11 protein-coding genes are annotated in these 14,811 nt (G+C 61.0%); 6 read left to right on the plus strand and 5 right to left on the minus strand.

Features of this window, described 5'->3' with window-relative positions:
* Positions 1 to 5: 5 nt before the first annotated feature.
* On the minus strand, positions 6 to 377 hold the full coding sequence (locus AC1M2K_RS07230; protein ID WP_480240431.1) for a DUF4190 domain-containing protein: 372 nt from the start codon (positions 375 to 377) through the stop codon (positions 6 to 8).
* Positions 378 to 667: 290 nt separating this feature from the next.
* On the opposite strand from AC1M2K_RS07230, the gene AC1M2K_RS07235 reads away from it, so the two are divergent.
* Together AC1M2K_RS07235 and AC1M2K_RS07240 are read left to right on the plus strand one after the other, a co-directional pair.
* A complete protein-coding gene (locus tag AC1M2K_RS07235) occupies positions 668 to 1,000 on the plus strand; it encodes a hypothetical protein (protein WP_480240432.1) in 333 nt (110 codons plus the stop codon).
* Positions 1,001 to 2,521, plus strand: coding sequence for a deoxyguanosinetriphosphate triphosphohydrolase family protein (locus tag AC1M2K_RS07240; RefSeq protein WP_480240433.1), 1,521 nt, complete (start codon positions 1,001 to 1,003; stop codon positions 2,519 to 2,521).
* Between the two features lie 65 nt (positions 2,522 to 2,586).
* Here AC1M2K_RS07240 and AC1M2K_RS07245 read toward each other — a convergent pair whose 3' ends face one another.
* Positions 2,587 to 3,615 (minus strand): LLM class flavin-dependent oxidoreductase, encoded by a 1,029-nt coding sequence (locus tag AC1M2K_RS07245; protein WP_480240434.1) that lies wholly within the window; start codon positions 3,613 to 3,615, stop codon positions 2,587 to 2,589.
* Positions 3,616 to 4,104: 489 nt separating this feature from the next.
* Complete coding sequence (locus AC1M2K_RS07250) at positions 4,105 to 5,928, minus strand: hypothetical protein (protein ID WP_480240435.1); 1,824 nt, start codon at positions 5,926 to 5,928, stop codon at positions 4,105 to 4,107.
* 752 nt (positions 5,929 to 6,680) lie between these two features.
* On the opposite strand from AC1M2K_RS07250, the gene AC1M2K_RS07255 reads away from it, so the two are divergent.
* From AC1M2K_RS07255 to AC1M2K_RS07270, 4 genes are all read left to right on the plus strand, one after another.
* Positions 6,681 to 7,418 (plus strand): potassium channel family protein, encoded by a 738-nt coding sequence (locus tag AC1M2K_RS07255; RefSeq protein WP_480240436.1) that lies wholly within the window; start codon positions 6,681 to 6,683, stop codon positions 7,416 to 7,418.
* Positions 7,419 to 7,650: 232 nt separating this feature from the next.
* Entirely contained in the window at positions 7,651 to 8,748 is a 1,098-nt protein-coding gene (locus AC1M2K_RS07260) for a type I restriction endonuclease (RefSeq protein ID WP_480240437.1), read from the plus strand.
* A gap of 74 nt (positions 8,749 to 8,822) precedes the next feature.
* On the plus strand, positions 8,823 to 10,688 hold the full coding sequence (locus AC1M2K_RS07265) for an ATP-dependent nuclease (protein WP_480240438.1): 1,866 nt from the start codon (positions 8,823 to 8,825) through the stop codon (positions 10,686 to 10,688).
* Positions 10,688 to 12,226 (plus strand): UvrD-helicase domain-containing protein, encoded by a 1,539-nt coding sequence (locus AC1M2K_RS07270; protein WP_480240439.1) that lies wholly within the window; start codon positions 10,688 to 10,690, stop codon positions 12,224 to 12,226. The genes AC1M2K_RS07265 and AC1M2K_RS07270 overlap by 1 nt, the downstream gene beginning before the upstream one ends.
* A 165-nt stretch (positions 12,227 to 12,391) precedes the next feature.
* On the opposite strand, the gene AC1M2K_RS07275 is transcribed toward AC1M2K_RS07270, so the two are convergent.
* Together AC1M2K_RS07275 and AC1M2K_RS07280 are read right to left on the minus strand one after the other, a co-directional pair.
* Complete coding sequence (locus AC1M2K_RS07275; protein WP_480240818.1) at positions 12,392 to 13,132, minus strand: IclR family transcriptional regulator; 741 nt, start codon at positions 13,130 to 13,132, stop codon at positions 12,392 to 12,394.
* Positions 13,098 to 14,591, minus strand: a complete 1,494-nt coding sequence (locus tag AC1M2K_RS07280; protein ID WP_480240440.1) for an APC family permease — start codon at positions 14,589 to 14,591, stop codon at positions 13,098 to 13,100. Before AC1M2K_RS07280 ends, AC1M2K_RS07275 begins: the two co-directional genes overlap by 35 nt.
* Positions 14,592 to 14,811 lie beyond the last annotated feature (220 nt).

Raw genomic sequence — 14,811 nt, forward strand, 5'->3', positions numbered from 1 at the left:
TCGGCTCAGGCGCCGACGACGGTGGTCGAGCTGGATGACCCAGCCATGGCGATGAACCACAGGGCGGTCGTGCCGACGGAGAGGGCGATTACGAGGTAGCCGAGGATGAGTCCGGTGAGTGCGCCGCCGCGTCCGACACCGTTGCGGCGGTAGTTGTTGAGACCGACGTGTCCGAACACGATGGCGAGCACGGCGGGCAGGAACGCGACGAACATCATGAACAGGCCGAAGATTGGGATCGGGATCCAGATTCCGAAGACGATCGCGACGATGCCGAGCACCAGCGCGGTGACCGCCATGCCGTTCGATGGTGGCCTCACGACCGACTGGTAGATGACTTGCTGCTGGGGGTAGGAGTACTGCCGGGGATCACTCACACGTTCCAGAGTGGCAGCGCTGGTGGGCGGGCGGCAGCACCAGTTTGGGGCGGCGGGTCGGGCCCTCGAGAGGTAAGACGTGCCGCGGTACATCGGCCAACAACGTTCGTAGTTCTTCGTCAGAGTCAGCCGGGTGCATCGTCTTTCCTCCCGCTACTCGATCCACAATCGTCGAATGTGGCCTTGATGTCGCTGAGCGCCCGACAACGTCACTTCGATCTTTGAAAACATGCGGATACCCGTCGAGAATGACGGTGGGGGGCTATATATTGACTTACATAGGTCAACGAGTGAATTCGATCGATAGTCTCTCTCTCTCGATGAGGCATCGTCCGAAATACAGGCTGTGGGGAGAAAAATTGAAGTCCACATACAACGCCGGATTCGATAGCCAGAGGACTCGGCTTGTGACGTTTGCCGATGCCATTGTGAAGATCGTCAACGATGCATCGGAACCGATTTCTATCGTCGACCTTCTCGAGGAGTCTGCGCGGACTTGCCGCGTCACTCCCGCGCAGATGAAGTATGCATTGAGTTTTGCGGACGCCGAAGAGCTAGTGGACATCGACTATCGTGACGCCAAGGTTATGAAGACAAACGCGGCTCTAGCGTCGGCTCGATAGTTGTCGGGGACAGCGCGTCTACTGTCGAATGGTCTTGAAGTCCTGCCGGATGGTTCGCTGGTAGATCCCAGTCGGAAAGTCGCACGCTATCTGCGCGGTTCGAAGCCGAAGGCAAGGACAAAAACGACGACTCTTGGCGACAGTCGAACCGAGACTGAGAAAGACCGTGCGCGCCTTGGCTATTCACCGTTCCTAAGAAGGCTTGCCGGCGTGACTCAAGTAGTGTCTCCGGACCTAACGTCGTCTCGTTTGCACACGAGGGCGTCGCATTCATACAAAGTCGCGATGGTTGCCCGCGAGCTTGCAGAGAACATTGTGCGAAAAGCCGCAACTGATGCCGCCACCGCCGATTTCATCAAAAAGGTGGGCGGGCTAGACGTTACTGCTTGCGAAACGGCGGGGTTGGCCCACGATCTTGGTCATCCACCATTCGGGCACGCTGGTGAACAGGAGCTTGACAGGCTCTTGCTCGACCGTCACGTCGCAGAAGGCTTTGAAGGAAATGCGCAATCGTTTCGCATCGTTACGAAGCTCGAATGGCACAAAGGTACGATCGCCGGCCTCGACCTAACGAACGTGACCTTGGCTGCGATCCTGAAGTATCCGTGGTTGAGGGACACTCGCGGCGAAAATGAACAGCAGAAGTTCAGCGCGTATTCGACCGAGAGAGAAGACATGCGCCGGGCTCTAAGAGCGGCGTCACAGAAGAAAAAGTGGACTGATTCTCGTGGCCGGTCGAGGCCCTTTCAAAGTCTCGAAGCTTCCGTCATGGACCTTGCAGATGACATTGCGTACTCCATCCACGATTTAGAGGACTTTTTTGAGCAGGGGATTATCGATGTCAATAAGGCGATGACTGCCGCAGCCCAAGCGGCCGGAGCCCTATTGGATGATCTCAATCCCGAGCCAAATAACGCCTTTATTCGCGCTGCGTCGAAGATCGGTCGAGATGAACTGTTCGAGGCCTCCGCCTTCGGGGAGGCGTTGGTGCGAATGACAAACATGTTCAGCCTGCTCTCTGACCCTCAAGCGGCCCCGACTGAGAGCATGTATCGACTTCAGCTCAAAGGGGCCTTGAGCAAGAAAGTGGCTGAGTACTTCAGCGCAGTCGAGATCGGAAACTCTGAGTCGGGGCATGTGGTTCGCCTCTCGAGTGACGCATGGCACGACATGCAGGTCTTAAAGACGGTGACGAAGGAGTATTTGGTTTCAACACCGAAGATGGGGAGCATGCAGAGGGCACAGGCTCAAGTCATAGAGAATCTCTTTTGCGGCCTCGAAAAATGGATGTTTTCAGTCGAAAGTTGGGCGCCACTGCCTGGGGCGCTGGTGGAAATCTTGGAAAGCCTCGGCGCCGAATCTCCGTCAAAGGACAAGAAGCTGAAAAAGCTGGACGCCAAGCACTACCGAGCGATCGTCGACTACATCTGCTGCATGTCGGATTCTGAGGCTCTTCAGCGATCACAGTGGCTCACGGGCACAGAGGTGCCTGGGATGTCTACACTGGGCATTCATCACTAGGCTGCTGGCCGTGAGGACTCCCACCCAACGCAGTTGTTTTGTCTGTCCGGTGGCGCCCCCAACGGCTACGCGAGCATCTCCCGCACCATCGGGATCACCTGCGTGCCATAAAGCTCGATGCTCGTCATCAGCTGATCATGCGGCATCGGGCCGTTCGAGTATTTGAGGTCGAACCGGTCCGGCCCCAGCGTCTGCACCGTCGCCGCGATCTTCCGCGCGACCGTCTCCGGCGAACCGGCATAGAGCGAGCCGTGCTCGATCTCGTTCACATACTCCGCCTCGGTCACCGGCGGCCAGCCCCGCTCGGCACCGATCCGGTTGCGGTTCTTCTTGAAGTGCGGCCACAGCTGCTCGCGAGCTTCCGCGTCGGTGGCGGCGATGTGTCCGGGGGAGTGCACGCCGAGCGGCATCCGCGGCAGTCCCAGCTGCTCCGATGCCCGCCCGTACAGTTCGACGTACGGCAGGAACCGTCCCGGATCCCCGCCGATGATCGCGAGCATCATCGGGATGCCCGTGCGCACCGACCGCACGACGGACTCCGGCGATCCGCCGACGCCGATCCACGAGGTGAGCCGGCCGGCCTCGGTCTTCGGGAAGACATCCTGGTTCGTCAGCGGGGCCCGGTAGCTACCGGACCAGGTGATCGGCTTCTCCTTGAGCAACTCCACGAAGAGGTCGAGTTTCTCGTTGAAGAGAGTCTCGTAGTCGGCGAGGTCGAAGCCGAACAGCGGGAACGACTCGGTGAACGAGCCGCGGCCGAGGATGACTTCGGCGCGGCCGTTGCTGGCAGCATCCAGGGTGGAGAAGCGCTGGAAAACGCGGATCGGGTCGTCGCTTGAAAGGACGGTGACGGCGGTGCCGAGGCGGATGCGTTCGGTTTGGCCGGCGATCGCGGCGAGCACCATGTCGGGAGAGGAGATGGCGTAGTCGTCGCGGTGGTGTTCGCCGAGTCCGATGAAGTCGATGCCGACCTGGTCTGCGAGTACACCCTGGGCAATCACGTTGCGGATGACCTGCGCGTCGCTCTGACGCTCGCCGCCGTTGTCGACGGTGACGTCGCCGAAGGTGTCAAGTCCGAGTTCGAGGTGTGACATTCCGGGTTCCGTTCAGATCGGGATCGATGCGAACGCATCATCCATGGCAAACGGGCGAAGATCGAATCCTATTCCGACGGCGCGTCGCTCCTTATATACGATGAACACAGGCCGTTGCGAATCAGCACCATGGATGAAGGATCCGCGGATAGACAGTTTTGTAGATGTTGCGTTCGTTCACTGTACGACAAGAGCGACGCTCAAATCATGGCCAAAGTTAGGGCCATAAATAGAACGAGAGGCAGGGGGAAGAGGGTTTGATTCATGTCAGAAAGCTGTTCAACTGCGCACCGCCGTCTAACGTCTGCTCCTCGGAATTCCAACAGACGAGCCTGCAGCCTGCTCCTGGTAGACCCAAAATTGCAACGCTGGGGCGGCCAGTGTGAGGTGATGGATCGCCGCGGATCGCATCCACCCAGGGGGCTCTTCCGCTACTCGTGAGTGCGTTGGAGCACCTAGACTCGCTGTGGAGTCAAGCTAGTCTTTTGGTCAGTCATGGAATGCGTTGCCTACGTCTCGCTCGGTCGAATCGCGGGCACTCAGATCATTCCGCGAGGGTTTGCCGTTCGGGTGGGCGCCGCCGGAGAGGTCCGCTCTCAGCGCGGTGACCTGAGGGCCGGACGATGACGGTGAGTAGTCGCTGGGACTCGCCTCGAAAACCGTCGGCCACTTGTAGCCGCGGCGGAACGACGGTAGACGTCGAAGTCGCCACCGCCACATCGCGCCGATCATCCAGAGTGCCACAACTGAAGCGAACGCGACCAGCATAGTGATCCAGGGACCCCAGAACCCCTGATTTGCGATCCAGCGGAGAGGGCTCAATAGCCATGGCTCGCCGAGCTGCGGGGTCGGAACCGACTCGAGCAGGGCCTGCAGTGAAGGTACCGCGACGATTAGCGCGATCACGGTGGCGGCCAAAGTAACCCACCACGCCCGTCGCGCCGCGCGCTCCGCGCTCAACGTCGCGTATGCCGACGCGGATAAATTCAGCGCGGTCTCGACTGTCTTCCGTATCGATGGAACTCCGAGCTCCCGGTGCAGATGCCGAACGATATCCCGTGCCTCGCCCGCGCGTAGATCGCGGTGTCCTAGTTCCGAGAACAACCGCACCGCAGCGCGGTAGCGATTGCGCAACCTCCGCTCGCCGAGACTTATCTTCGCTACCTGCTCCTCTAACGAGTGGATTCGCATGTATTGAAGTAGCGCGTACTCGAATACGAGGGCCGTATTCAACTCCGCCATGCCGCGCGGCACAGTGCCGCTCCACTGCAGGTAGACAGCTGAGCCCAGGCTGGCGAAGAGCGAGTGGTCACCGCCCATCGAAAGATCCTGCGGCACGGGGACATGATCGCCAACCTCGCGATTCACCGAACCACGGATAGCAAGGCGGATCAGATCATCTCGGTGATTGCGCCTCCACTCATTCGGCGCACAACAGCCCTGAGCGTCGAGCATAGATACGGGATAGATCAGCCAATGTCGGTAGGAGCGCTTTATGAGATGGAGGATTGCCTCGAGATGTATACGAAGCAGATCGCTCATTGAGACAGGAGTGGAGTGTTCGATTACTCCAAGAGGATGTCCGGCGTCCACGGTCCCGCTTGAATAATCGGCGGGCGCCTCCCACTCGGTTCCTTCGAGCAACGGCGTCGACATCTCCGATCTGACGAACACAGGCTGGGGTCCCCACATCATTCCTAGCGTTTGCCGTACGTCGAGGTCTGTTTCCGCGCTCAGCACTAGGTCGAGCTGCAGCACGCCAGATTCATGTAAGAGCAGTCGCGGTTCAAAGACAACATGGTGCCTTTCGTCGGACCCTGGAAGGACGAAGTCGTGGTAGCTCTCCCTCAACATGAGTCGAACAAATCCGTCGGCGTCCCGATCAAGACCTCCGAACATGGAAGCATCGCTTAGACGAATACCGGCAGAGACTACCTGCCGATCCAGATAATTGCGCTCCGCATCTGCAAGGATCTCAAACACGTCTGATCGCTCGTCGACGCTCGTCGGTGCCTCGAGCACTTGGTCATTGTCACCCTCCTCTACGGCGGGCGGCGCTACGGCGTTCTTTTTTCCGCTTATGCGCACGTGCGGTAGGACGTGCCGGATGGAAAATAGGGGAGCTAGGAAAACAAGAACGATGAGCCGGCGTTCCGACGGTGCCCGTGTGAACTCTCGTAGCCGTGGAGCAACCACCGTCGAGAACCATTTGGCTCGAAGGAGCGGAAGGCCGAATCGTGGGAACCGCAACGCAAAGACGGTGGCACGCTTCCAAGAACCGGTTTCATTCGCCTGCTGGTGCAGAGTCGCCATTGCCCGTAACTTACGCAGCCGTCGGGCTTCTTTGCGTAGCCGGTACGACACTCGAATGGCGGTCTCCGACGGCCAAGCGGCAGAAACGGCGAGGTCCGCATCCAGTAATCTTCGCACCCACCGCGCAAGGTCTGTGTTGCCCGTAAGCGAAACGGAAAGCAAGAAGTGCACGGAGGCAGATTTGAAGGACGGATCGTGCGTGCCCGTGGGCTGAGTACTGCGCTCGCGCGCCCACATCGGGCGCGCCTTTCGCCTCCTCGCTCTCATGGCACCGCTTCTCAATCCAAGTTTTCTCTATATCGAGTTTCGAACCGCACCTGCCGCCTCACCGGCTCGTTCCAACTTAGTCGCATACCACTTCGGCTGGGAATCGATTCACGAACCAGAGAAGGTTGGCGACCCGGGAACCTCAGAGCCATCCAACGTCGTGCCGCGCTGAATGGATCGCCGGCTGTGGCCCGCCTACGGCGACCTCCCGCTGCTTGATTGGATGATTACGGAGTCCGGCGCTGATGGGATAAACGACCTCACATATCGCAGACCATCTCAACGGCCACGTGAACCGTCCAGCATGAAGTTCTGCCTTTGGGCCGTTCGAAGATGTCTCGAGAAGCGAACTGTCTTGGCAGATCGGTGAGCTCTGACTATGTGCACGCAGGTCGGAGTTCACGAAACGATCCGATCGCTGTGCCGAGAATGCTCGATGGGACGGCATACTTGCTTCTTCCGCCACTCGCCGCTGATGGGATCACATGCCGACTACCCCCGAAACCGTTCTTGTCACACAGCAGTCGCGCTGGCAGAAGATCGCCGAGTGGCCGCTAGCTATCACCGCGTTGGCGTTCCTTGTCGCATATGCGTGGCAGGTCATCGGGAATCTTCAAGGTGAGTCCGCTCTGATCACTGAAGTGATCATTGCCGGCACCTGGGTGATCTTCCTCATCGACTACATCGTCAATCTGACTCTTGCTGAGCCGCGTTGGTACTGGTTCCGAACCCACGTGTTCGACCTCCTGGTCGTGGCCCTCCCGATTCTCAGGCCGCTTCGCCTCCTGCGTCTCGTCACTCTTCTCAGCGTGCTCCAGCGCACGGCAGGCGCCGCGTTCCGAGGCCGGGTCGTCATCTATGTCGCAGGAGCGTCGGCACTTCTTGTATTCGTCGCTGCGCTCGCGGTCCTTGACGCCGAGAGGCCCACTCCAGGGGCGAGCATCACGACCTTCCCGGAGGCGCTCTGGTGGGCGTTCGTCACTGTGACGACGGTCGGGTACGGCGATCTCTCACCCATCACGGATCAAGGCCGGATAATCGCGGTCTTCCTCATGCTTGGTGGAATCGCCCTGATCGGAACGATTACTGCGACGCTCGCGTCTTGGATTGTTGAACGGGTCAGCGAAAATGACGCCGAGAAGGAGGCCGCGACCCGCGGGGAAATCAGGCAACTCGGGCAGCAGATCGAGGCGCTCCAGGCGGCGCTCCGCTCGCAGGGGTAGTGGCAGGGCGTCAGTGATCTGTGACCTGTCGCGTGATTCAGCAGCGCGGCGACTATGCCGGTCGTGGATGTGCCTCGCATTGGGTGAGAAAAACTCTGCCGATGGATGGAACCATCGGGGAGGGGGGAAGGCGATGCCACGGAATGCCATTCAAAGGCGAACGTACGCGGTGTCGATACCTCCTAAACATCGAGCGGCAACGGCCGACTCGTGAGCACCAACCTGGAGTGACATGGATTTCGCAGAGCTGCTGACCGCATTGGCGACGAAGGTCCGCAACCAGCGGGACGCAATTCAGACCGAAGAGGCAACGAAGAACGCGTTCGTTATGCCGTTCATCTCGACGATTCTCGGCTATGACGTCTTCAACCCGCTTGAGGTCGTGCCGGAGTTCACGGCAGATGTCGGCATCAAACGTGGCGAGAAGATCGACTACGCGATCATGCGTGATGGCGAAGTCCAGATGCTCATTGAGTGCAAGAAGTCGACTGAGCCCCTGAAGATCGAGCACGCGTCTCAGCTGTTCCGCTACTTCGCGGTGACCAACGCTCGCATCGCGGTACTCACGAACGGCGAGACCTACCAGTTCTACACCGACCTCGACGCTCCGAACCGGATGGACGACAAGCCGTTCCTCGTTCTCGACCTCCTCGACATTGACGAGACCCTGCTCCCCGAGCTGGTCAAGCTCACGAGGGATGTCTTCGATCTCGACTCGATCATTTCCGCGGCTGGGGAGCTGAAGTACATAGGGCAGATCAAACGCACCATTGCCGCTCAGTTCAAAGAACCAGAGGACGATTGGATCCGTTTCTTCACGACCCGCGTGTATGACGGCGCATTTACTCAGCGAGTGCGGGAGCAATTCACTACCTTGGTGACGAAGGCAACCAAGCAGTTCCTCAACGACCAGGTTAATGATCGGCTGAAGACAGCCCTGGGGGCGTCAAGTTTCCCGCTGGCGGAAAGCCCAGCCGCAGCCGAAGCAGTCACTAGCCGACCGGTGGCAGAAGGCGACCTAGATCGCGACACCGAGCTTGAAACCACTCTCGAGGAACTTGAGGGCTACCAGATCGTCAAGGCGATCGCGTGCAGTGAGGTTCGTCCGCACCGGGTGGTTCACCGCGATGCGAAGTCGTACTTTGCGGTTCTTCTAGACGACAACAACCGCAAGCCGATCGCGCGCCTGCACTTCAATGGCAAGAAGCAGAAGTACTTGGGTCTCTTCGACGCCGACAAGAACGAAACCCGCCACCCGATCGAGTCCCTCGATGAGATCTACCACCACGCGGCCGCCATCCGGGAGATGGTAAAGGTCTACGAGAGCTGAACTTCGGAGGCAACGAGAGTCCGTGATTATTGGCCTGCTGGCACGGGTCGGGAACAGTTAAAGAAAGCAGAATCGTGTACCTGAAACGCGTCGAGATTGAGGGCTACCGCGCCTCATCGACCTCGCCCGTCACTTGTGAGCTCGGTGGGCGTTTCTCGCTCATCCTCGGGGCGAACGGATCAGGAAAGACCACTCTCAACGAGGGCATTGCACTTGCGCACCCGCGCCGATTCCCCCGACTGCCGGCGGTGGACGCGAGTGCATTGGGTGAGCCCCCTCGTGCGGTGCGCGTCGAGTACGAGTATGAGTCGGACGAGATGCAGGAGGGTGAGTTCGGCAAGTTTCGGAAGCTCCAAGGCCTCGGAGCACCACGGTGGGGAAGGCCACTGGAGCGCTCGTTCGGGCAAGTGCGTGCCGGGAAACCCACAGAGTCGTCGACTGAATACGACAACATCCGTCTCGTGCATTTACCCGCGCTCCGTAACCCGGTAGATGACCTGTCGCGCAGGGATGCGCGCATTCTGTTGGAGTTGCTTCGCGCGGACGCTCGTCGCCATCCCGAGACCGGCGGTCTCAGTTCCCTCCGTGCCAAGGCGGAAGCAATGCTGAGTGCGCTAACTTCGCATCAGCTTGTGAACAACGTTCAAGATCGTATCGCCGAGAATCTCAAGACGATCAGCGGAGGTGTGCACGAACACCACGCGTTCGTCGGCACTCAGACAGTCGACGACGCGTACCTTGCGCGCGTATTCGAGCTGCTCTTGGCAATCCTGCCTGATCGCGGAGTAGCCAGGCGGCTCGAAACGTCGAGCCTTGGTTATGTCAATTTGCTTCACATCGCCGTGACGCTCGCGGGTATACCGGACGCTGGCACGGCGCTTCCGTCTACTGAGGATGAGTCGCCAGCGGGCGGCGCGGCTGGTGCTCCTAGCGCGAGCGTGCCGGACGAGCCAGGGGATCCAGTAGATAAAGCGCGAGAACGCCTGGCAGCGACTGCCGAGGCGGCCGAAGCCGACGCGGACTCTTTCTATCCAGAGCTTTTTCACGCAACTGTGCTTATTGAGGAGCCTGAAGCGCACCTTCACCCACAGCTACAGTTCGGGCTTGTCAGGTACCTGCGGCGGCTGGTTCGAGAGCGGCCCGATATTCAGGTTATTGTGACGACGCACTCCGCCGACCTCGCCGCCGCATGTGATCCCGACGAGATCGTCGTTGTTCGTCGTGGGAGTGATGGAGCAACGGTCTGCCGACGCGTGGCGGATATCCCGCTTCCGCTCGCAGAGAAGAACCGGCTATTTCAACAGACTCGCCTGCATCTGGACGCAACGCGATCATCGGCTCTGTTCGCCGACCGAGTACTCCTCGTGGAGGGAGTAACGGAGGCTAGCTTGCTTCGCGTTCTCGGTCGCACTTGGGCGTCGGGCGATGAAATGCGGACTGGGTTCATCGATTCCCTTGCTATTCTCCCCCTCGGTCACAAAATCGGAGAGTGGCCGATCCGTCTTCTTGCTACAGCTGGTTTTGAGCTGGTTACGAGGGTCGCAGCCCTCTCCGATACCGATAGACGAGGGGACCCGCTTCCGGAACCAAGCCCGCCGCAGTGGCACGCCGAGCTCGATGTGGCATCGGCGCGATTCTTTTGGTCGAGACCGACACTAGAGCCTTCTCTAGTTGTTGGGAACGAGGCGCTCGTAGAACGAGCGTTCGATGCGCTCTCTCTAATCAAGCCCGAGCAGATCACACCGTCGACGGTGGACGCAGTGTTTGCCGCCAAGCCGGGGAGCAAGGGAGAGTTCGCCCTCGCCCTCACGCTGCTGATGGACGCAGATCCGCTTGCAGTTGCGGTTCCGCGCCACATCGCCGAGTTGTTCGATTGGTTGTTCATCGCGCCCGCAGGGAGTGCCATTCCAGCGGACGGCGAGGACTCCGGGCCCGGCTAATGGTAAAGCTCACAGACGAGCAAGTTCTAGCAGCCGCGGCAGATGAAAGGCTAGTGAATATCGTCTCGGCGCCGGGCAGCGGAAAGACCACCATTGCGGCCGAGCGATTCGGCTATCAGCGGTATATGCCCGGAGATCGCCGCGGGGTGCTCGGGCTCAGCTTCAATCGAGCTGCCGTTTCCGAGCTACGTAAGAGGATCGACTCCCGTTGGGGCGAGAGCTGCGTTAGCTTTCCTCATCGGGTGACGACTCTAGACCACTTACACGTCGAGATGCTCGAGCAGCTGCTCGAGGCAGGCCTCGTCAAGTGGCCGGGTGGTCACCTAACACTTGATGTGCGTGACGATTACCGGGGACTAAGTGGTTTCACGTACCTCGCGCCACCCAACAACTGGCGGCGAGTCGCCAGACTAAACAGTCGCCTCGAGGTGGTGTCTGAGGGCGAGAAAGTCATTGCTCCTACAAACGGTGTTGGAAAAAAGACGGCCCACACGGCGATCTTGAGTAACGGAGTGGCAAGTCATGAGGACGTACGGACGATTCTTGAATCGGCAATGAGAATCAGCGAGCTGGAAGACTACGCATCAACATGGCTCTCCTCCCTATATCGAGCGCTCATTGTCGATGAGGTCTATGACGCCGATCGACTCGATCTCCATATCACGTATATGGCGGCACAGGCGGGCCTCTCCGTTACGTTGATTGGTGATCCGTGGCAAGCCCTGTATAGATGGCGCGGTGCCACACCGGATGAGGTTGAGACACTCCTGGCTGCGACAACGGAGAAATTCATCGCGCATGAGCAGACCCACTCGTTCCGATTCGACGGCGATCAGATGCCTGCACTCGCAGAGGCGCTCCGAGGCGGTCTTCCGGTAACCATTCCGAGGGTAACGAGCGGAATGGTGGATGTGGCGCTCTCTCGAAATTGGCGGCCCCTTTGGTCAGCGGGAGAGAATATATTGCCCTTGTCGTTTCGGACGATTGAGAACGCCACGGACGCCGCACTGAACTTGCTGCTGGATGTCGTCACCCGAGCGCGTTTGGGTGTTTCATCGCACGGTCGGGAGAGCGCCATCGCGAAGCTAGGGCTCGACCGTGAGCCGTTTCTAGCGGCACAGGACAAGTCGCTGCGGCCTCTTGTATCTGAGCTGCTCTCGGGGGCTTCGGGCTCAAATGTACTGGACGCTCTCCGCAATGCGATAAAGGGATTCGGTGTCAGGAGGCCGGGCCGACTTCAACCCGCAAAGGAAGCCGAATGTATCGCCCAACTTGACCGGCTCGCGCTCAGGCTCTCCGCGACGAAGGTGATTCCAGGGCTCACCGTGTTTCAGGCCAAAGGACAAGAGTGGAATCGGGTTGGAGTAGTGCTGACGAGGACACAGAGAACGCTCCTGGAATCGGGAATGCAGGATTTGGAAGACGAGCATTGTGTTGTCTACGTTGCGCTGACACGTGCGAAGTTGCTCTGCGGTGAGCTCGACGGGGACCCCTCGTTGGACTTTGATGCTGCTGAGGCGCTCATCGCCAGCGACTAGGTAGGTCGACCTCGAGCTAAACAGCCGATACACGTTGCAGTGCTTAGCTGGACGACCTCCCAGGTCGCCCCGAGCGTGTGCAAATTGACGAGGTGAATGGGCGGCTGTTCGGACCTCTTCGTTCCGGGTGAAGTATCATGCGCACGGAGTCCTGAACGAGCACTCTTAGGCAAGGAGAGGCGCGAGCTGCCGGGCGGCTTCGTCGAGCTGCGGGAGAAGGTTGCCCGGTGCGTCAATCCGCGGAGCTGGCGCTGAAAGACAAAGGGCGCCCACGAGGCGGCCGTCCGCCGCGCGAATCGGTAGCGCGAGGCATCCCTGCCCGGGCGTCATCTCGCCGGTTTGCGACGCGTAGCCCGAGGGGGACGCGCCACCGGCGCGCTCGGCCAGCAGCAGGCGGCCCATCGCCGACGCGGACAGGTCGCGCGAAATCTTCGACTCGTCGCTCAGCGGGAAGTCGGGATCGGCATCGACGATGAGCACCCGCTCGCCTTCGTAGCGCACGAGGTGGATTCCGCCACGGATGCGCGAGCGCAGCCCGGCGATCACCTCCCGCACCGCCTGCGGCGGCGGGGACGGTGCGACCAGATGTGCGAGTTCGACGACCTTGCGGCCGAGCGCAAAACCGGTGAGGTCCGGCATCCGGACGAGGTATTCGTCCTGGACGAGGAGGTTGATCAGGCGGTAGGTGGTTGCGCGGGGGAGGCCGAGGCTTTGGGAGATTTCTTGGGCGGTGACCCCGGCGCCCAAGCGGGCTACCTCTTCCAGGACCGTTAGGGCGGAGTGGATTGCTTTGGGTTGGCGGGCTCTGAGGTCTGGGGTTTCGGCGGGGGATCTCGATACACGCGGCTCGCTTCGCTCGCTGCGCACTCGATCAACGTGGGGCGGCATCCGTCCCCCCGAGAACATCGGCGGCACTGGGCTCATCCCACGCGCCGATCGTCTCGCGCAGCCACGGCCGCCGGCGCAACCGCAGCCGGTACGCCGCCACCCCGACGAGCAACACGACCACGAACATCCACACCCCGACCGCCCGCGCCGACAGCGCCTCGCTGACGAGGTAGACCACGAGCACACCGGTCAGCAGCACCGCCGCCGCGACGGCTCGCACCCCCGCCCACACCGTGAACTCGCCGATCCGCTTCAGGAACACCGGCGCCGCTGCGCACACCAGGATGTACGCCGTGATGTAGCCGGCCGCCGCCACGACGATGAGCACCTCCATCGCCGGCCACAACCCGTCGCCGATGAATACAGCGACGATCGGCACCACGGCGATCACCGGGACCGACACCATCACCGCATGGAACGGCGTGCGGTAGGTGGCGTGCGCTCGCCCGAACGCCTCAGTCAGCAGACCCTCGCGGCCCATCGTGAACAGCACCCGCGCCAGCGCCGTCGTCGACGCGATCGCACAGGCCAGGAACGACGCGGCGATGCTCACATCGAGCAGCACGCCCATCCATTCCAGCCCGAACGCCGTGGCCAAATCGTTCACCGGTGACCCACTGTCACGGATGTCCCGCCCGAGCGACGCGAACCCGACGAGCTGGCTGAACGACGCCAGCAGGTACAGTCCGCCAGACACGATCACCGTCCAGACGATCGCCCGCGGAATCGCCGCATACGGTCGCCGCGCCTCCACCCCGAGAGTGGCCGAGCTTTCGAAGCCGACGAACGCCGTCAACGCCACTACCGCCCCCACCGACAGGGTGGCCGGCGTCGCGCCCCCCAACGACAACGCCGACCAGTCGATCGTCGGACCCACCTGCACGAGCAGCGTGCCGACGAGCACGAGGATGATCACCACAGACACCAGCTCCACCAGCAGGGTCACCCGGGTCGACAGACGGATGCCCCGCGCCAGCACCAGCATCACCACGGCCGAGAGAAGCCCAACGATGATCGCTGCAACCAGAGAACTCCCCGCGAGGAACGGCGACACCCGGCCGAGCAGGATCACGAGGTAGTAGCCGGCCCCCGCCAGCGCGAACATCGAGATGAAGCCGTAGCCGATGAGCATCCCGACCCCGGTGACGACGGCCGCGCCGGCACCGAAGGTCTTGGCCACAAACGTGTAGAGCGAGCCGGTCGCCGCGATCCGTTTCGCGAACGTGTTCACCGTCGTCGCGATCAGGAGAGCCAGACCCATGGCCAGGGCGAGTGACCAGACGGATGCCCCGCCGGCGACGACCGCGATGAGCAGCGGCATCGTCGTGGCCGCGGCCGAGGGCGCGACCGCTGAGACGGACTGGGCCAGCACATCGGCGAACCCGACACTGCGCCGGTCGAGCCCGTGCATGGGGGACCGGTTCGCCAGCCCGGGGACAGGTTCGGGGGAGGCGATCGCCCGCTCAAGCGCGGTCATGGGTGGAGCTCCGACATGACCTCACGCTAGATCGCCGTCGTTGCAGCGCTGCGACGGCCATGTTTCGGGTTCGTGACCGCCAAATGAGACAGCCCGGCGGCATCCGTCTCATTCAGGGTGTGCGGTGTTTTACGCCAGAGGAATCTGAGCGCAACAGCGGCACTGGATGCTGGCGGGTATCCGTTCCCTCCACCCGGCCCGTCACCCCCATCAGCTTGGA

The sequence above is a fragment of the Mycetocola sp. Y171 genome (assembly GCF_056713165.1).